General features: G+C 44.2%; 14 protein-coding genes and 3 pseudogenes. 9 read left to right on the forward strand and 8 right to left on the reverse strand.

The genetic code is table 11. From position 1 onward, the window contains the following. Nucleotides 1-66 precede the first annotated feature (66 nt). The 6 genes and pseudogenes from serS to AC0L6V_RS10585 form a co-directional block, all read right to left on the reverse strand. Nucleotides 67-1,368 (reverse strand): serine--tRNA ligase, encoded by a 1,302-nt coding sequence (gene serS, locus AC0L6V_RS10560; RefSeq protein WP_265218777.1) that lies wholly within the window; start codon nucleotides 1,366-1,368, stop codon nucleotides 67-69. A gap of 67 nt (nucleotides 1,369-1,435) precedes the next feature. Continuing rightward, nucleotides 1,436-1,807, reverse strand: coding sequence for a fluoride efflux transporter CrcB (gene crcB, locus AC0L6V_RS10565; RefSeq protein ID WP_265218776.1), 372 nt, complete (start codon nucleotides 1,805-1,807; stop codon nucleotides 1,436-1,438). Between the two features lie 52 nt (nucleotides 1,808-1,859). Next, nucleotides 1,860-3,209, reverse strand: coding sequence for a replication-associated recombination protein A (locus tag AC0L6V_RS10570; protein ID WP_265218775.1), 1,350 nt, complete (start codon nucleotides 3,207-3,209; stop codon nucleotides 1,860-1,862). Beyond that, complete coding sequence (gene lolA / locus AC0L6V_RS10575) at nucleotides 3,209-3,832, reverse strand: outer membrane lipoprotein periplasmic chaperone LolA (RefSeq protein WP_265218774.1); 624 nt, start codon at nucleotides 3,830-3,832, stop codon at nucleotides 3,209-3,211. Before lolA ends, AC0L6V_RS10570 begins: the two co-directional genes overlap by 1 nt. 66 nt (nucleotides 3,833-3,898) lie before the next feature. Next, nucleotides 3,899-6,641, reverse strand: a pseudogene (locus AC0L6V_RS10580) (DNA translocase FtsK). 159 nt (nucleotides 6,642-6,800) lie between these two features. Then, nucleotides 6,801-7,682, reverse strand: a complete 882-nt coding sequence (locus AC0L6V_RS10585; RefSeq protein ID WP_265218773.1) for a hypothetical protein — start codon at nucleotides 7,680-7,682, stop codon at nucleotides 6,801-6,803. A 600-nt stretch (nucleotides 7,683-8,282) separates the two neighbouring features. Between AC0L6V_RS10585 and aat the strand changes: the two genes are divergently transcribed. The 3 genes from aat to AC0L6V_RS10600 all read left to right on the forward strand — a co-directional run bounded on the left by aat (nucleotide 8,283) and on the right by AC0L6V_RS10600 (nucleotide 10,851). Further along, a complete protein-coding gene (gene aat, locus AC0L6V_RS10590; RefSeq protein WP_265218772.1) occupies nucleotides 8,283-9,032 on the forward strand; it encodes a leucyl/phenylalanyl-tRNA--protein transferase in 750 nt (249 codons plus the stop codon). Between the two features lie 265 nt (nucleotides 9,033-9,297). Continuing rightward, nucleotides 9,298-9,516 carry a translation initiation factor IF-1 gene (gene infA, locus AC0L6V_RS10595; RefSeq protein WP_012070936.1) on the forward strand — a complete coding sequence of 73 codons (219 nt, stop codon included), beginning with the start codon at nucleotides 9,298-9,300 and terminating at the stop codon, nucleotides 9,514-9,516. Nucleotides 9,517-9,864: 348 nt separating this feature from the next. Further along, the gene (locus AC0L6V_RS10600; protein WP_265218770.1) at nucleotides 9,865-10,851 is read left to right on the forward strand and encodes an IS110 family RNA-guided transposase; all 987 of its coding nucleotides are present in this window, start codon (nucleotides 9,865-9,867) and stop codon (nucleotides 10,849-10,851) included. Nucleotides 10,852-10,918: 67 nt separating this feature from the next. Here the strand turns inward: AC0L6V_RS10600 and clpA are convergent, their stop codons facing one another. Together clpA and clpS are read right to left on the reverse strand one after the other, a co-directional pair. Continuing rightward, on the reverse strand, nucleotides 10,919-13,174 hold the full coding sequence (clpA, locus tag AC0L6V_RS10605; RefSeq protein ID WP_409419777.1) for an ATP-dependent Clp protease ATP-binding subunit ClpA: 2,256 nt from the start codon (nucleotides 13,172-13,174) through the stop codon (nucleotides 10,919-10,921). 20 nt (nucleotides 13,175-13,194) lie between these two features. Next, nucleotides 13,195-13,541 (reverse strand): annotated as a pseudogene (gene clpS, locus AC0L6V_RS10610) (ATP-dependent Clp protease adapter ClpS). Between the two features lie 323 nt (nucleotides 13,542-13,864). Between clpS and AC0L6V_RS10615 the strand changes: the two are divergent. The 6 genes and pseudogenes from AC0L6V_RS10615 to AC0L6V_RS10640 all read left to right on the forward strand — a co-directional run bounded on the left by AC0L6V_RS10615 (nucleotide 13,865) and on the right by AC0L6V_RS10640 (nucleotide 19,638). Continuing rightward, nucleotides 13,865-14,119, forward strand: a complete 255-nt coding sequence (locus AC0L6V_RS10615; RefSeq protein WP_265218766.1) for a cold shock domain-containing protein — start codon at nucleotides 13,865-13,867, stop codon at nucleotides 14,117-14,119. A 124-nt stretch (nucleotides 14,120-14,243) separates the two neighbouring features. Then, on the forward strand, nucleotides 14,244-14,954 hold the full coding sequence (locus AC0L6V_RS10620) for a pseudouridine synthase (RefSeq protein ID WP_265218764.1): 711 nt from the start codon (nucleotides 14,244-14,246) through the stop codon (nucleotides 14,952-14,954). Continuing rightward, nucleotides 14,890-15,294: an NUDIX domain-containing protein gene (locus AC0L6V_RS10625; protein WP_265218763.1), complete on the forward strand. Its 405-nt coding sequence runs from the start codon at nucleotides 14,890-14,892 to the stop codon at nucleotides 15,292-15,294. The genes AC0L6V_RS10620 and AC0L6V_RS10625 overlap by 65 nt, the downstream gene beginning before the upstream one ends. 76 nt (nucleotides 15,295-15,370) lie before the next feature. After that, nucleotides 15,371-16,492: a tRNA 2-thiouridine(34) synthase MnmA gene (mnmA, locus tag AC0L6V_RS10630; protein ID WP_409419779.1), complete on the forward strand. Its 1,122-nt coding sequence runs from the start codon at nucleotides 15,371-15,373 to the stop codon at nucleotides 16,490-16,492. A 17-nt stretch (nucleotides 16,493-16,509) separates the two neighbouring features. Further along, nucleotides 16,510-17,139, forward strand: a complete 630-nt coding sequence (gene hflD, locus AC0L6V_RS10635; RefSeq protein WP_265218762.1) for a high frequency lysogenization protein HflD — start codon at nucleotides 16,510-16,512, stop codon at nucleotides 17,137-17,139. A gap of 278 nt (nucleotides 17,140-17,417) precedes the next feature. Then, nucleotides 17,418-19,638, forward strand: a pseudogene (locus AC0L6V_RS10640) (NADP-dependent isocitrate dehydrogenase). Nucleotides 19,639-19,720 lie beyond the last annotated feature (82 nt).

Genomic DNA, 19,720 nt, shown 5'->3' on the forward strand with positions numbered 1-19,720 from the left:
CTCTAAGAGGCTTTTTCATTTAAAACCGATCGCACGTCTGCACAAAAACACTTTAAAACAAAAGCATTAGGCTTTCTTTAACAGTGTTTTTCCGCCCATATATGGCACCAATACATCAGGAACACGCACGCTACCGTCGGCATTTTGGTAATTTTCAAGCACGGCAACCAGTGTACGACCCACCGCCAAACCTGAACCATTCAAGGTATGTGCCAATTCTGGCTTACCGGTTTCAGGGTTACGCCAGCGCGCTTGCATGCGACGTGCTTGGAAATCCCACATATTAGAGCAAGAAGAAATTTCACGGTACTTGCCCTGACCGGGCAACCACACTTCAATGTCATAGGTTTTATGTGCAGAGAAACCAAGGTCACCACCGCACAAAATCACGGTACGATAAGGAAGCTCCAGCTTCTTCAAAATCACTTCCGCATGCCCCACCAACTCTTCAAGCACCTGCTCGGACATATCTGGACGGCAAACGTGCACCAACTCTACTTTTTCAAACTGATGTTGACGAATCATGCCACGCGTGTCACGACCATAGCTGCCAGCCTCACTACGGAAACAAGGCGTATGGGCGACAAATTTTTTGTGTAAATCCGCATCATTAAGAATTTCATCACGCACCAAATTGGTGACCGGCACTTCTGCCGTTGGGATCAAATAAAAATCATTGTTCCCACTGTCTTTATCCACGGGCACCTTAAACAGATCGGCTTCAAACTTAGGCAGTTGCCCTGTTCCTTTTAGCGACGCTGCATTTACCAAATAAGGCACATACACTTCTGAATACCCATGAAGATCAACATGAGTATTGATCATGAATTGTGTTAAGGCACGATGTAGACGCGCCAAATCAGAATGCATCACAGCAAAACGAGAACCGGTAATTTTTACAGCCGCTTCGAAATCTAACATTTCCATAGCTTCGCCAAGATCCACATGATCCTTAGGCTCAAACTCAAACTGCTTCGGCTCACCCCAACGACGAATCTCTACGTTGTCGTCTTCAGACTTACCTTCTGGCACAGAAGCATGAGGAATATTCGGAATGCCTTCTAGGAAGCTTTCCATCGCATCTTGTATCTGTGTCAGCTGAATCTTAGCCGCTTCAAGGTCATCACCTAAGGTAGCGGTTTGTGCTTTTAGCTCTGCGGCCTTATCTTTGTCGCCAGACTTCATCGCCTGACCAATTTCTTTGGATACCGAGTTGCGAGCTTGCTGCAGCTGTTCCGTTTCTACTTGAATGGCTTTACGACGCTCCTCTAGGGAAGAAAAGGTCGCCACGTCCAACTCGTAGCCTTTCTTTTTAAGTTGAGCCGCAATGGCATCTGGGTCAATGCGCAAGGCTTTAATGTCTAACATCTCGGCAACAATATCCTTCAAACAGTCTATAAAAATAAATTAGGGTGTCTTCAATCTACCATAGAAATCAGAATGCACGAGTTAACGTCATTCCAATCGCCAAACCAGCCACACCTAAAATGCAGCTTAATAATAAATAGCTTACGGCACTTAGCCAAGCCTGCATATTAATAAGTGACACAATTTCCAACGAAAAAGTCGAAAAAGTCGTAAACGCCCCTAAAAATCCGACCATAACAAGCGGTCGATAAGGTTCAAGTGATGGCATGCGCTCGCTTATCAGAACAAACGCCACACCCATTAGCACACTGCCCAATACATTAATCAGCATGGTGGCAAAGGGAAAATGATGATGCCAATAGGTATTCACCCATTTTGTCATACCATAACGGCTCAAGGCACCAAAAGCACCACCAAAAGCAATCATAAAATACATCATGTGCATCTCTCTCGCGTGTCTTTTATCAGAACAAATCAGATCACTACAAACCTTAAGATTCGTAACGTCGCAGTGGGCTTTGAGCGTCTAGATCCTCCAACCAAGTCAATTTATCAGAGATTTTTTTCTCCAAACCACGGTCAGTTGGTTGATAATAACGCATCTCGGCCAACTCCTCTGGCAAATAATTCTCACCCGCCGCATACGCATGCTCTTCGTTATGGGCATAGCGATATTCATCACCATGCCCCATGCTTTTTGCCAATGAGGTCGGCGCATTACGCAAATGCACAGGCACCTCGTAACTGGGTTGCGCAGCGACGTCCGCCATGGCCTGATTAAAGGCTTTATAAACAGCATTACTTTTAGGAGCACAAGCCATATACACCGCCGCTTGGGCAATGGCACGATTCCCCTCACCCGGTCCCACACGCTCAAAAACAGCCCAAGCATTTAAACCAATTTGCAAGGCTCGAGGATCCGCATTGCCAATATCTTCTGAGGCGATCGCCAATAAACGCCGTGCGATATACAAAGGGTCACAGCCGCCATCCAGCATGCGTGCCATCCAATATAAAGCACCATCTGGTGAAGAGCCACGAACCGACTTATGAAAAGCAGAAATTTGATCGTAAAACACATCCCCTTTACGATCAAAACGACGCACACTGCCGCCTAATACATCTTCTAGCTGCTCTTGAGTGACCTTGCTTCCGAGCTCCACAAGATCAGACAATATCTCTAAGAAATTCAGCCCACGTCGAATATCCCCATCCGCCGCTTGAGCCAACACAGACAGAAAGTAATCGTCTATTTGCAAGCCACCAGAGAAAGCATTGGCAGCCAGACCTTTCTGATGATCTTGTAACGCCCGCAGGAGAGCGCACTTGACTTCGTCGACACTCGGCGTTTTTAAACGATACACTCGTGCTCTCGACAATAACGCTGAATTTAATTCAAAAGCGGGATTTTCCGTGGTGGCACCAATAAACAAAAAGGTGCCATCTTCAATAAAAGGCAAAAAAGCGTCTTGTTGGGATTTATTAAAACGGTGCACTTCGTCAACAAATAAAACCGTTTGAGTGCCGTTCATCATGCGCAGTTGCTTCGCCTGATCTACCGCCGCACGAATGTCTTTGACCCCAGACATGACCGCTGAAATCTCAATAAACTGAGCATCAAGGGCGTGGGACAACAACTGAGCAAAGGTGGTTTTCCCCACCCCAGGCGGTCCCCATAGAATAAAAGAATGGCAATGACCTGTTTCAACCATTCTTCGCAATGGCTTTCCCGGACCGACCAAATGCGACTGGCCAATGTAATCATCAAGACTGACAGGTCGCATTCTCGCTGCCAAAGGCTGATATGCCTCGGCAGGTATGTCCGAAAAAAGATCTTTCATTACTGGCCTTCTACTATCACATCCACATTGTCAGGCAAATCTAAAATGAAATTCTCTTTTGCAACGCCTTCATGAGTCTCAACATTTTTAAACTCAATCACCGTTGTCTGACCCAAGGAATCCAAAATACTCATGGCACTAATGACTTTATTTCGAAAAGATAAAGTCAGTGTCTGAAAGAGATCCTGATTCTCTTTTGGCGTTAAACGAAACTTTTCATCCCCCAACGCCGTCACATTGTAATGAGGAAGAACATCTGCTGCGGGCTGTCCTAGCAGCGCTGCAGGAGAATTCCCTACAGTACCCGATAGCGGTTTCTTGGTTGCCTGCTCTAAATCCACATCCCAAACCGTAACTGTTTTACCGTCAGAGATGATACGCTGTGCAAAAGGCGTGACACTGTCCCAAACAAATTGATTAGGTTGCGCAAGCAGGAAGACACCTTCACTTACTTGTAATTGCTTGCCTTTCTCATCATAAGTAACCTGTCGAAACTCACCCTCAATGTTTCGATTTGACTCTAACAAACTTTCTATTGAGCCAACCTCTTCCGCTTGAGCGCTTGCCACTTGAGCTGCGATGATGACAACAAACATAATCACAGTGACGATTTTATTTAACAAAATGACTCTCCACTAACACATTAAAAAGGTAATACCCCGCAATACAAGAACACCAAATTGACGCTTTTATTCTGGAATCAAAATATCACGCTGACCATTGGTTCCCATTGGTCCAACTAAGCCCGCCGCCTCCATGGACTCAACCAAATTAGCCGCTCTGTTGTACCCTATTTTAAGACGACGTTGAATAGAGGAAATAGAGGCTTTACGCGTTTCAATGACAATTTTCACGGCTTCGTCATAAAGTGCGTCTTTATCTTCACTATCCTCTCCTGACATCAGATCTTCTGGGTTCACCACCACATCTTGAATGTAGTCTGGCTCCCCTCGCTGTTTCCACTCTTCAACAACCGCATGCACCTCGTCATCGGAAACAAAGGCACCATGCACTCGAATTGGCGTTGGCAAGCCAGCAGGAAGATACAACATATCACCCATACCCAGCAGCTGATCCGCCCCACCCTGATCAAGAATGGTTCGTGAGTCTATTTTTGACGACACCTGAAACGCCATACGAGTTGGAATGTTGGCTTTAATCAAACCAGTAATAACATCTACCGAAGGGCGCTGAGTCGCCAAGATTAAATGAATACCTGCCGCACGGGCTTTTTGAGCAATCCGCGCAATCAACTCTTCCACTTTTTTGCCCACTATCATCATCATGTCAGCAAACTCATCAACGATGATAACAATGTAAGGCAAAGGCTCTAAATGGGGCACGGTACGCGCTACACCGTCTTCTGAAAACATGGCCATCTCAGGCTGCCATAATGGGTCTTGAATGGGTTTACCCGCTTCAATCGCATCACGGACCTTCTTGTTATAACCCGCAATATTTCGCACCCCTAACTTGGACATCAGCTTATAACGACGCTCCATCTCATCGACAGACCAGCGCAACCCATTAGCGGCGTCTTTCATGTCTGTGATAACAGGGGTCAAAAGATGAGGAATGCCTTCGTAAATGGACAATTCCAACATTTTCGGATCCACCATGATCATACGCACTTCATCCGGAGTGGATTTGAGTAGCATACTCAGAATCATGGCGTTCACACCAACCGATTTACCTGACCCTGTCGTACCAGCAACCAGCACATGGGGCATTTTGGCAAGATCCACCACAACGAGCTTCACCAGAAATATCGTGACCTAATGACAATGTCAGGGGCGAGGAGGATCTATCATAGGCCTCACAATTAATCACCTCTGAAAAATAAACGGTGTCGCGAACCTGATTCGGAATCTCTATGCCTATGGTGGATTTACCCGCAATCACTTCAACCACGCGCACACTCATCACACTCAGAGAACGAGCAAGATCTTTCGCTAAATTGGTGATACGAGAAACCTTTACACCCGGTGCAGGCTGGATTTCAAAACGTGTAATCACCGGGCCTGGGTTCACTTCAACCACATCAGCTTTCACCCCAAAGTCCTGAAGGCGCTGCTCCAACAGTTCGGACAAAGCCAACAGCTCATCTTCTGAGTAACCACCCTGCTTGGGCTTAGGCGTAGTCAATACCGAACGATCTGGCAACGAATAGGTTTCCACCTTTCTTTTGTTTTCCACTTCATCCGCATAAGGCCCACCCAGCGAGTCCAGCTGCTTAGCTTCAGATAGCGTACGAAACGCTGGTTTATGGGCTGGCGGAATCATGTCTTCACTATCGTGCTGAAACAACTTGGCATCAGCTTGTTCTTTCGAAATACCAAACGTCATCTCATCTTGTTCATCTTCCCATGCAACTGGCTTGCTCACGGCTGGCTGCTTGGGAGCCATTGCCTTGTGTTGCGCTGTACTTTCTCTAGGATCCTCCCACGACTCCTCAATATACAGCGTGTCACCAAACTGAATATCATCGTCATGAATAGATAAATCATCTAGCCCACTAAATTCTGGCTCTTCATGAACGGTCACCGCATCACTTGGGGCATCTTCTGTATTAGCGGCTTTTGAGCGCGAAAACAACGCAGGCAGACGAAACTTGAATTTTTTATCTTGCCCGCCATCGTCATAATGCTCGTTCTCAATACGAGCATCCTCAAACAAGGGATCCGTTTTGGCATGCCCATCGGACGGTACAGTATTTTTTGACGGTTCTGTCGCCGCCTTTCTTCGTTTACGAACAATAGCAGGCTCTTCAGCTTCAGTCTCATCGACAAACAAATCGGCCATTTCGGTACGTTGAGTCGACTTTGCCTCTTGACGGTCAGCCCATTTATGGCGAACAAACATCACAAATTTATAAGCACGCTCACCAAGGCTATCCATTAAATGCAACCAATGCAATTGAGCCAACAGGGTAAAAGATAAAACGACTAAGGCTAAACTTACCAACGTGGCGCCGTCGTAACCTATAAAACCATAGAGCAATGTCCCTAGCCCGCGCCCCAATATACCACCCGGTCCATATTGCAATGAGTATTCCCCCACCGTGTGCAAAAAACACAATACAGAACCAAAGGATAAATACAGAATACTACCAATAGTGCAAAGCAACGCATTATTTAACGGCAACAAGGAATGGGGGTTACGCCATAAAATAATGGCCACCCAAAAAAATAACGGTGGTAAAGAATAAAACAAAGAACCAAAAAACCCCGACGCCAAATCCGCAATAATAGCGCCGATTGGCCCCATCGAATTTTGAATAGCACCACCACTACCAGAATAAAACCAACCAGCATCTTCAGGGCTATAAGAATACGTTGCCAAAGCGAAAAAAAACAACATTAGCAAAGCGGCAATAAACGCTGCTTGCTTGGCAAACAATTCCCAAATTGGTGATCGTACCGACTCACTCATTTCTTCTGACAAAACGTGCCTTCCTATCTTATGTTAATCAAAACAAACCACACTCCATCCAGCGGAGCCACAAGTTGGCTAAGCTTACCATAAAAAAAGCCAACCCAAAGGGCTGGCTTTCGCTTTTACTAAGAAAGGCTTTCTTTATAAAGAAAAATCTTAGAAGAAAGTTTTTACACCAACAGTAGTTTGCTCTGCGCCATTTGTAGAAGAATCAGCAGCTAGGTCACCAGCGTAGTTTTTCACGTAGTAAGTCAAGTCACCAGATACATACTCACCGATGAAGTAAGTACCATCCATTTCTTTTTCTAGCTCATTAGAGTATTCAAGAGTCAAAGTCAAAGCATCAGTCGCTGCAAAAGCGATAGAAGACGTCATTTGCTCACGGTCAGTAGTTGTACCAGTACCTTTCTCACCCACACCGTAGTTCAAAGACACAGTGATAGGACCAGACACAGTTTGGAAACCAACGTTTACTGCGTTAGCATCGCCTACAGAACCACCAGAAATACCCGCTTTGATAAATCCGAAGTCTTTAACGTAAGAAAGAGCGAAACCGATATCAGAATCTTCATCATCAGTAGATTCAGTCGCTTCTAATGCAACTGTCAACTCAGGAGTTACCTTGTAACGAACGCCAGTGTTATCAGTATCGCTAGCTGCAGTAACCAAATCAACACCACCGAAAAGCTCGTCCATACCCATGAAAGAACCAGTCGCTACTGTACCGTCAAAGCGACCAAAAGATACGGCACCTTGTTTCACATACAGTTTTTCCATGCCGATTTTAGTCGCTTCATTAGCTCCTGTAGTAGCAAATTCAAGCTCAGCGTACACAATACCTGTATCAACATGAAGCTCTAGCTCACCAAGATCTGTACCATCAGCTAGGTCTGGAGTGTCCTTAGATTCACCATTGTATGTGGTATATTCAACACCAGCTTCACCAGTAATGATAGCATCAGCAGCGAAAGTGGCAGTAGAAACAGCAGCCGCAACAGCAGATACTGCAAACACAGAAGCAAGTTTAATCGCTTTCATTCAAGATTCCCCTTTATATTATATTGTGTGGCCTTGTAGACCCATTGATAGATTTTCGTCAAACCAAGAAACGTTGCTAAATCAACGACTCATGTATCTTAAAACCGATCGATTTCACTTTTGTGACAATTGCCAAAAAAGCAAGTTATCTTATTTCCCAACACTGCATTCGATTATGCTTTCGAATTACCGTTCTGGACTGCATTGATTAAAACCAAGTTTTCCATTATCGGTCAAGCATTCCTTGCACTTTTTTCTTTTTTTTTCATCTTGAAGCCTTTTTTGAACAAAAAACAGTCAACAAAGACAATGACGAACAATTTTTTTCGTTTATTCATGCACAGTTCAATCAATTGAGCATGAGATTGTGTCAGCAAGTCGCAAGTCTAATATTTTTTTTTACTTAATTCGACTCGCTTAAACTATTTAACGGATCGAAAAGCTATTTCTTTAATTTTTTTTATGCGCTTTCAAGTTTTTTTTCATAGACATTTTTTTCATCGGTCGTTTTAATAAATACTCATAACGCAATGTTGTAAAATGAGATTCATCAGGACAATACTCCCCCTATGCAAACCGCTACCACCGATTCAGATACCGATGACACACAAGAGGCTCGTTTTACTCACCGAATCCCCCTACGACACACCAAACCCAAGCAAAGCATTACAGGACCCTGAGGGCTTATCAGCTATTGGGGGAGACCTATCCACGACGAGACTAATCCATTTATACAGCAAAGGTTTTTTCCCATGGTTCAGTGATCCAGACCCTATTTTATGGTGGCATCCTAAACAACGATGCGTGCTAAAACCAGCCGATTTCCATCTTTCAAAATCACTCAAAAAAGCCCTTAAAAAAATAAAACAAGCCGAGCCAAAAGATGCGCAATGGTTTTTTTCAATAAACCAAGATTTCTCTGCCGTGATCAACAACTGCGCGGGGTTAAGGGTCAACAAAGAAGGAACGTGGATATCAAAAGATATCAAAACAGCATATCAAAAGTTGCATAAATTGGGTTACGCCCACTCCATTGAAATATGGCAAAATGAAACACTTATCGGTGGTTTTTACGGCATCGCGATGGGGAATATGTTCTTTGGCGAATCTATGTTTTCGCTGGCTCCCAACGCATCAAAAGTGGCACTACAGCTCTTTTGCGAACTCGCACAAAAATGCCATATCGAACTCATCGATTGCCAAGTCGAATCGAAGCATTTGCTTTCACTGGGTGCAAAATTAACCGAGCGAGAAGTGTTTTCAAAACAATTAGAGCAACTCATACCCGCCACAACAACCAACCCGGTACTCATTCAACTGGGGCAAAAAACACAAAAACAACGCATTTAAGTAAGAGAATCACTAAAAATAGAGGCGATAAGCGCACAACTAGGTTTGCCTTACGCTGTGTTTTTAGGCAAAATACGCTCGATCAAAATTCAGGCGTTGCTTAATGCACGTGATAATTAGTGCCTAACCGATATAGAGCAGCACTAAACTGACAAAAGTAGCGCGACACACTGTAACAGCAGCGCCTACTAAATGAGAGCTTTGCAGGACGTTAAGTCGTGCAAAGCTCTCTAAATGTAAGTATTAACACCATAGGACACTTATTGTGGCAAAAGAAGAAGGCTTAGAAATGGAGGGCACTATCATTGATACGTTGCCTAATACCATGTTCCGTGTCGAATTAGAAAACGGACACGTTGTAATTGCTCATATCTCTGGAAAAATGCGTAAAAACTATATCCGTATTTTAACTGGCGATAAGGTAAAAGTTGAGTTAACACCATACGATCTTTCAAAAGGCCGTATCGTGTACCGCGCTCGTTAATGTTAAGTAACCCTCAATCGGTCTACTTAAATCGATGACATAAAAAAACCGGACTGAGTCCGGTTTTTTTATGTCTCTAATACCTGTAGGTCGGCCTTTAGGCCGCCAAAAGCCCGATAACACCAAACCAAAAACCTTGACGCGCTAAAGCACGACCTTGTATCTCTTCTTGATGAGTGTTTAGCTAGCACTTATCGCATCGGGAAATCGGTGAGGCTCGTGCGCGACCTGAGCACAAAGATGCTGTTTTGTAGATTGAGTCCTGATTTCCTAACCTCCATTAAACTGAATGGTATCCTAGCACCCCAAGTAAGGGTGATGCTGCATGTACAAGGGGAGTAGATAGAGATGAAGGCTTTTATTGGCATTGATGTTGGTAAAGAAAAGTTAGATGTTAGTTGGTTACGCGACTTGGTCAAAAATAAGCAGAAAACCAAGGTCTTAAAGAACACAAAACAAGGCTATCAAGAATTAGTTGACTGGGTGCTAAAGAATACAGGGCTAGAAGCTCAGAATATTGTTATTACGACAGAGCCTACTGGTATTTATAGCGAACCTTTGATGTATTTTTTATATGTTCAAGGATTTACTCTTTTACATGTAAACCCTGGAAAAGCAAAACAATATGCAAAATCATTAGGGCTAGTTCATAAGACTGATAAATCAGACGCCACAATGCTAGCTCGCTATGGTCATGACCAACAACATTCACTTTCAAGCTGGCAGCCAGAGCCGGTAGAAGCAAGAGAACTAAAGGCAATGATGCGTAGACTTGAAGCGCTAGAGCAAGATTTACAGCGTGAAGAAAACCGTTATGAAGCGGTAGGATTTTCAGGCGCATCCGCTCGGGTCGCTCAATCTCTCAAAGATATGATAGCAGTGTTAAAGGCTGAAATTGATAAACTCAAAAATGAAATCGATGAGCATATTGACAGGCATCCTCAATTGAAGAAGAACCGCCAATTACTTGAAAGCATAAATGGTGTTGGTGAAGTAACATCCCGAATAATGGTTTGTTTGCTGGCGTGTAAGCGGTTTAAGAGCGCGAAACAGCTGGCTTCTTATTTAGGCTTGATCCCCAAGCACAACGAATCTGGTAAACGGGCAGGAAAAACAACCTTGAGTAAGGAAGGGCCAGGCTATATCAGAGCGAAATTGTATATGGCCGCAATCGTAGCTGGTCAACACAATACCGATATAAAAGCGCAGAAGACGAGACTACTAAAGCAAGGCAAAACAAAAATGCAGGCGCTAGGTGCAGCGATGAGAAAGCTGTCACAAATATGTTTTGGCGTTGTTAAGAATCAAACAGAATATCAGCCTCAAGTTAGTTAAATAAAAACTTGAGGCTGGTCAGGAGAGATGGTATCTACAAGATCAACAGAATTCGTTTTGTGACCGTTTAATGAACCACTTCCTCTTTGATCACTTCGAATTTCAGTTCATCACTTTTCTCATCCAGAGCCACTTTAACATGACCGCCGTCATGTAGGTCACCAAACAGTATCTTATCCGCTAACGGCTTTTTCAGATGCTCTTGAATGACCCTAGCCATTGGACGTGCGCCCATTTGACGATCGTAGCCTTTGTTTGCCAACCAGCCTCTGGCGGTGTCTGAGACCTCCAACAAGACACCTTTAGGGTCCAACTGAGCCTGTAGCTCCACCAAGAACTTATCCACGACATTAAAGATAATGCGTTCATCTAACTGCTGGAACTGAATCACCGCATCAAGACGGTTTCTAAATTCTGGCGTAAAAGTACGATTAATCACTTCCATACCATCAGTAGAGTTATCTTGACTAGAGAAGCCTATCGAACGTCGGGCTAATTCTTCTGCTCCCGCATTCGATGTCATCACCAAGATCACATTGCGGAAATCCGCCTTACGCCCATTATTGTCGGTCAAAGTACCGTGATCCATTACCTGCAATAGCAAGTTAAAGACTTCTGGATGCGCTTTTTCGATTTCATCCAACAGCACAACACTGTGTGGGTTCTTAGTTACGGCTTCCGTTAACAAACCGCCTTGATCAAACCCCACATAACCTGGAGGCGCGCCAATCAATCGAGACACCGCATGTCGCTCCATGTACTCCGACATATCAAAACGAATTAACTCCAAGCCCAACTGCTTAGCAAGTTGCTTGGTGACTTCGGTTTTACCGACACCCGTAGGCCCGGCCATAAGGAAAGAACCAATTGGTTTTTGCTCTGCTTTCAATCCCGCACGCGACAACTTGATCGCTGAAGACAAAGAATCAATGGCTTTATCTTGTCCAAACACCACCATTTTCAAGTTACGCTCTAAATTAGACAATACTTGTCTATCATCAGAGTTAACCGCCCTTACAGGCACCCGAGCAATCTTAGAAACAATGTCTTCAATATCGGCAACCGTGATAATGGCCTTACGCTTGCCTTCTGGTTGCAAACGCTGATAAGCCCCAGCCTCATCAATAACATCAATGGCTTTGTCTGGCATGTGGCGATCTGTCACATAACGCTGCGCCAATTCAGCCGCCGCCAACAAAGCAGGCTCTTCATATTTCACCTTATGATGCTCTTCAAAGGCCCCAATAATGCCTTTCAAAATTTGATAGGTATCGTCTACGCTTGGCTCATTGACATCGATTTTCTGAAAACGACGAGCCAAAGCGTGATCTTTTTCAAACACACCGCGAAACTCTTGGAAAGTGGTGGAACCAATACAGCGCAAACCACCGGAGCTGAGCACGGGTTTAAGCAAATTGGAGGCATCCATCACGCCACCAGAGGCTGCCCCCGCACCAATAATGGTGTGAATTTCGTCGATAAACAAAATAGCGTTGGGCAGTTTTTTCAAATCGCCTAGCAATTGCTTTAGACGCTTTTCAAAATCTCCGCGATATTTTGTGCCAGCGAGTAAAGCGCCTAAATCAAGCGAATAAACAACGCCATCTGCAATCACATCAGGAACCTGTCCATCTACAATTCGTTTTGCTAGCCCCTCAGCAATGGCTGTTTTACCGACTCCGGATTCGCCAACAAGCAAGGGGTTATTTTTACGGCGACGTGAAAGGGTTTGTATCACCCGCTCGACTTCATATTCTCGACCAATTAGCTTATCGATTTTACCTGCTTTCGCCTCTTCGTTTAGGTTGGTCGCAAATTTTTGCAACGGCGCCGCGACAGAATCGTCTGCTTCATCATCGTGCTCCGCTTCATGCGAGGAAGAATCACCTAACTTAGAAATACCATGAGCAACGTAGTTAACCACATCAATACGCGCCACACCGTGGCGTTTTAATAAATAAACCGTTTGGCTTTCTTGTTCACTAAAAATAGCCACTAATACGTTAGCACCAGTGACTTCTCGTTTGCCTGATGATTGAACATGAAAAACGGCACGCTGCAATACACGCTGAAAGCCTAGCGTAGGCTGTACTTCACGCTCTTCATCATTTTCTGGAATCAGAGGTGTTGTACTGTTGACAAATTCCTCAAGCTCCCGACTTAAAGTCTCTAAATTAACACCGCACGCTTTTAGGACGCTTGAAGCAGCGCCGTTGTGAATAAGAGCGAGTAATAAATGCTCCACCGTCATAAATTCATGGCGTTTGTCACGCGCCGCTTTAAAAGCCATATTCAGGGTTTGTTCTAGTTCTTTATCTAACATTGCTATTCCCTCACTCTGAATCAGTCGACCTTTTGTAGGTCACACATTAAGGGGTGCTCATTTTGTTCCACGAACTGTTGTACCATTGCGACTTTAGTTTCGGCAATATCAAAAGGGTAAATACCACAAACACCCTTGCCTTTTGTATGCACTTCTAACATTACCTGCTTGGCCTTCTCCCCATCCATAGAAAAAAACGTTGTAATACAAACACGACAAAATCCATTGGCGTATAGTCATCATTAAACAACACCACCTGATACATGGAAGGCGGTTTTAATTCTGTTTCTTCAGGAGCAATCGCGATATTGGAGTGTCCGTGCTGCTCGTCTTCTGATATTAGTCTAATTTGTTGATCTACAATCATCCCATGCCTCTGAGGCTACAATTTTTTACGTAATTTGCCAAACTTGACGCATTACGACTTATATACGCAACACTTAGCTACTTGGATTTTACAAATCCTAAAAGGGCTTCTACGCTCTTTATTGGGGTAACTAAATGTGTAATCAATGTTTATGGGTAAAATTCTAGCATTGATCCAACACAAACAAGTTGCACCTATTTAGAAATCTACGCTATTCGAGTTGAATTTTTAAGGTGTCCAGCAACATCATGGCGCATTTTTGATGATGCAGGCAACTATATGGTTAGACGTTTTACAACGATCAGAGTCGTAAGGAGTAACTCATGCATCACGGATCAGTGAAGTGGTTTAACAACGCAAAAGGCTACGGATTTATTGTCTCAGAGGATTTTAATGAAGATTTATTTATTCATTATTCGGCAATCAATGTCGAAGGCTATAAAACCCTCAAAGCAGGACAGACAGTAACGTTTAATGTTGAGCCTGGAGAAAGGGGTCTGCACGCTATAGAGATTAATCCCATCACAACGAAACAAGAGGATACTCATTCCATCGACAAAAAAGCGCAGCCAGCTTAAAACAAAACGTCATCGCTATCCTCGTACGGATTTGCTATCTTACTCCTTAACCCTGAGGAGTAAGATACGTGTTTTTTCGCGTTTTTTTTACGCTTTCCGTTCGCCTTAAACACACATAGAACCCATGTCTTCCAACTTAATTTTATTTAACAAACCCTTTCGAGTACTCAGCCAGTTTTCTGCTGAAGGCGATAAATCTACCCTAGCCGACTATATCGACATACCAGAGTTTTACCCTGCTGGGCGGCTAGACTTTGACTCGGAAGGATTATTACTGCTCACGAATCAAGGGACACTGCAGCATATTATCGCCTCCCCAGACTTCAAACTGCCCAAAACTTACTGGGTTCAAGTGGAAGGAGAAATATCAGACGACGCGTTAGACAAACTAAAACAAGGTGTCGAACTGAAAGATGGGCTGACGAAACCAGCTCATGCTGAACGCATAGCGGAACCTAATGTTTGGGAAAGAATACCAGCAGTCAGACACAGGGAAAACATTCCCACTAGCTGGTTGTCATTGCAAATTCGCGAAGGAAAAAACCGACAAGTCCGCCGAATGACAGCCGCTGTCGGCTTTCCTACACTTAGACTCATTCGCTATGCTATTGGTCCTTATACCCTAGAAAACACTCCCGTAGGCCAATGGAATTACATAGCACCAACCGATAGTTTATTGAAAGAGGTGACTCATTTTGAAGAACAAAGAAAGAGAAAGGCTGCCTCATCTAACCGTCGCCGCCTTAGTGAAAAAAGACCAGCGTTTTCTCATGGTGAAAGAGTGGCAAGACGGTCAACTCGTCCTAAACCAACCAGCGGGCCACGTCGAAAATAATGAGAGCGTCATCGACGCCGTGATTCGTGAGACAAAAGAAGAGTCTGGCTGGCTAGTAAAACCCATCGGCTTACTGGGTATTTATGCCTTCACCCCTTATGAAGGGGCCGACACTTTTCATCGCCTGTGCTTTGTCTGTGAAGCCGTAAGTGAAAGCAATGAGCCGCTTGATGAAGACATCGTTTCCAGCCACTGGTTCAGCTATGAAGAAATACTCGAGTTACCTCATCGTAGTCCGTTAATTCGCGCCTGCATTGAAGATTCATTGAATAACCCCATTATTCCTTTAAGCTTTTTGTCCGATCAGTTTCTTCGGCCTATGCCGACACAAAGAAAGTGATACAATAGCAAATATTATATTCATTTGAGGCAACGCCTCTTCGCCTTACGAAATTACAGTCGAGACACAACAACGCATGAAAGAGAGCCCTACTGCGAACATCGCAAACCATTCAAAAAAAGTCATCGTCGGTATGTCTGGCGGTGTTGATTCCTCTGTGTCTGCACTTATCTTGATGCAGCAGGGCTATCAGGTTGAAGGTCTGTTCATGAAGAACTGGGACGAAGACGATGGTACAGAATATTGCACCGCAAAAGACGATCTTGCAGATGCACAAGCGGTATCGGATAAATTAGGCATCAAACTGCACACGGCCAACTTTGCCGCAGAATATTGGGACAATGTTTTCGAGCACTTTCTTGCTGAGTACAAAGCTGGCCGTACACCCAATCCAGATATTTTATGCAACAAAGAAATTAAATTTAAAGCCTTTTTAGAATACGCCTTAGCATTGGGCGCTGACTACATAGCCACAGGCCACTATGTTCGCCGCGGCGAAAAAAACGGCGAACCTTTATTATTAAAGGGCTTAGATGGCAATAAAGATCAAAGCTACTTTTTATACGCTGTTGGGAAAGATGAAATTGCCAAAACCCTCTTTCCCGTTGGTGAACTTGAAAAACCTGAAGTGCGTCGTTTAGCCGAAGAATTTGGTCTAGTGACTCACAACAAAAAAGACAGTACTGGCATTTGTTTTATTGGCGAGCGCCGCTTCAAAGACTTCCTAGAGCAATATCTGCCTGCTCAACCTGGTGATATAGAAACCCTCGATGGGGATAAAATTGGCCGCCATCATGGTTTGATGTATCACACTATTGGACAACGTCAAGGCTTGGGTATTGGTGGTCTCGCGAAGTATTCTGACGATCCTTGGTATGTGGTGGAAAAAGACTTGGAGCGCAATGTGTTGAAAGTGACACAAGGTGGACAACACGAATCCTTGTTTAAAACACACTTAATTGCCGATAATTTTGATTGGGTTGCAAGGGTAAAACCCACCTTCCCTCTCACCTGTAAAGCCAAGTGCCGCTATCGCCAATCAGACCAAGATTGTACCATCACCGAGCTTGCCGATGGTCGTGTTGAAGTGTCGTTTGTCGAGCCGCAACGCGCCATCACACCAGGTCAGTCTGTGGTGTTTTACCTAAATGATGTGTGTCTTGGTGGTGGCATCATCAATGTCGCTTTTAACAAGTAACTATTGAGAGAAAAAACGTGAGTAGTAGAGAAAAAGAGCAAACCATCGCCCTGTCCGCTGTGTTTCAGGCAGCGGAATTGGTGTCCATTTTAGCAAGAACCGGGCAAGTCGATAACGCCAGTTTACAACCATTACTAGACAGCATTTTAATGGTTAGCGCTGCCTCTACAGAAGACATATATGGTGGGCAATGGGATTGCTCAAGCAACCTTGGACTAGGCCGGAAAATTACCCGACAGGCGCTAGGAAAAGAACGCAGCAGCGTTAATCCAGATACGCTACGGTACGCTCTTAGCCTCATTCATCTTGAAAACAAGCTTTCTAAAGCCCCTGAGATGCTCTCTATCATTGGTCAACGTATCCCCCAGATAGAACAAAAGAAAACTCACTACGAAAGCGTTTTACACGAAAATATGCTGGCCTCCATATCAGGCCTATACCAAGACACATTAAGCAAACTGCCTTTTCGAATCCAAGTGCAAGGCGACAGTCGATTTTTGCAGCAGCCGCATGTGGCCAATCAAGTTCGAGCCATCCTCATGGCAGGCATCCGTGCCGCCATGCTATGGCGACAACTGGGCGGCAAACGCTGGCATTTAATCTTTAAGAGAAAAGCCTTATTAAACGCCTTAGACGCACGGAATTAACCTTCGCAGAATACACAATAGATTTTCTTTGGTTTTGTCGATCGCACCTTTAGGCCGACAAGACATTGGAAATCTTAGTCAAACATAGGATAACTGAAATCAATTTTGAGTATATCTCAAGGCCAATATCTTAAAAGTGGTTTTTTAAGTTACTATACGGCACAAATTTTTAAATCTGTAAACCAGTTTTCTGTTGAGAAGATTTAAATAAGGGAATGGCGGCGAAAAGTCATCTTCGATTCAAATAGGCAACTAGCCTTAAATGTTAGGGGAATTATATGTCGAAACAAACCATCTATTACACGTTGACCGATGAAGCACCAGCACTTGCGACAGCATCTTTGCTGCCAATCTTTGGCGCGTTTGCAAAAGAAGCGGATATTGAACTAAAACTTACCGATATTTCTTTAGCAAGCCGCATTATTTCTGCGTTTTCGGATCGTTTGCCTGCAGACAAACAAGCAGAAGACGGCCTAAAGTTTTTAGGGGATCTCACCGCCGACCCACAAGCGAACATCGTAAAACTGCCTAACATTAGTGCGTCTTTGCCACAACTTAACGCCGCAATCAAAGAACTTAACGCTGAAGGCTACGGTCTTCCAGAATACCCTGAAAACCCACAAACCGACGAAGAAAAAGACATTCAAGCACGCTACTCAAAAGTACTTGGTAGCGCAGTAAACCCTGTTCTACGTCAAGGCAACTCTGACCGTCGAGCACCAGCGGCTGTTAAAGGCTTCGCTCGCAAAAACCCTCACTCAATGGGCAAATGGAGCAAGACCTCTGTTTCTCACGTTGATTACATGCGTGAAGGCGATTTTTACTCTTCCGAGCAGTCCGTTACTATGGATTCCGCTCAAACCGTTAAAATTGAGTTTGTTGGTCAAGACGGTTCTGTCGAAGTGAAAAAATCACTTCCGCTTCTTGCTGGCGAGATCATCGACAGCATGAATATCAGCACTAAAAAGCTTCGCGCTTTCTTTGAAGCAACATTACAAGAAGCGAAAGAAGACAACATCATGTGGTCTGTGCATTTAAAAGCCACCATGATGAAAGTCTCTCACCCAATCGTATTTGGTCACGCAGTAACCGTTTTCTATAAAGACGTTTTCGAAAAATACGGCGAACTTTTCAAAGAAATTGGCGTTAACCCAAACAACGGTTTAGGTAGCGTATACGACAAGATCCAAAGCCTTCCTGAAGCGAAACAAGAAGAAATCAAACAAGCCATCCAAGACGTTTACAAAACTCGTCCTGAATTAGCGATGGTTGACTCCGATAAAGGTATCACTAACCTACACGTGCCAAGCGACGTTATCGTTGATGCTTCTATGCCTGCAATGATCCGTAACTCTGGCAAAATGTGGGGCCGTGATGGCAAAGCGCACGACGCAAAAGCCGTTATTCCAGACAGCACTTACGCTCGCATTTACCAAGAAACGATCAACTTCTGCAAAACCAATGGTGCATTTAACCCAGTAACAATGGGTACTGTACCAAACGTTGGCCTAATGGCTCAGAAAGCAGAAGAATACGGCTCTCATGACAAAACATACGAAATGAAAGCGGATGGCGTGATGCGCGTTGTGGATGCAAACGGCAACATCCTAATGCAACACAACGTTGAGAAAGGCGACATCTGGCGCGCTTGTCAAACCAAAGACGCGGCTATTAAAGATTGGGTAAAACTAGGCGTGACTCGTGCTCGTCAATCTGATACTCCAGCGGTATTCTGGTTAGAAGATGCTCGTCCGCACGATAACGAGCTTCGTAAAAAAGTAGAAACTTACCTAAAAGATCACGACACAAGCGGTTTAGATATTCGCATTATGTCTTACAACGAAGCGATCCGTTTCTCTATGGAACGCATTATTCGCGGTAAAGATACAATTTCTGTTACTGGTAATATTTTACGTGATTACCTAACTGACTTGTTCCCCATCTTAGAATTGGGGACATCTGCAAAAATGTTGTCCATCGTCCCAATGCTAAATGGCGGTGGCATGTATGAAACTGGCGCGGGTGGTTCTGCTCCTAAACACGTTCAACAGCTTATGGAAGAAAACTACCTTCGCTGGGACTCTCTAGGTGAATTCTTGGCAGTAGCGGTATCTTTCGAAGAGCTTGGCATCAAGCAAAACAACGAGAAAGCAAAAACTCTTGCTAAATGTCTAGACAAAGCCACTGGCAAATTGCTCGACACCAACAAGTCCCCTTCTCGTAAAGTTGGCGAAATCGATAACCGTGGTAGTCACTTCTACCTAGCAATGTACTGGGACTCAAGAACTTGCTGTGCAAACAGACAATGCGGAAATGGCGGCGAAGTTTGCGCCATTGGCGAAAGAACTGACTGAGAAAGAAGCGACGATCGTTGCGGAACTGACAGCGGTTCAAGGTAAACCAGCAGGTCTGACAGGTTATTACCACATTAACCTAGAAGAAGTCGCTAAGATCATGCGTCCTAGCGCTACCTTCAACCAAGCGTTAGCGTCGCTTTAAATCTATTTGTTAAAGCCAAGTAAATGATAGAAAAGCCCGAGTAACTTAGTTACTCGGGCTTTTCTTTGTCAATTTGATTTGA

The sequence above is a fragment of the Marinomonas sp. G8-14 genome (genome assembly GCF_055808935.1).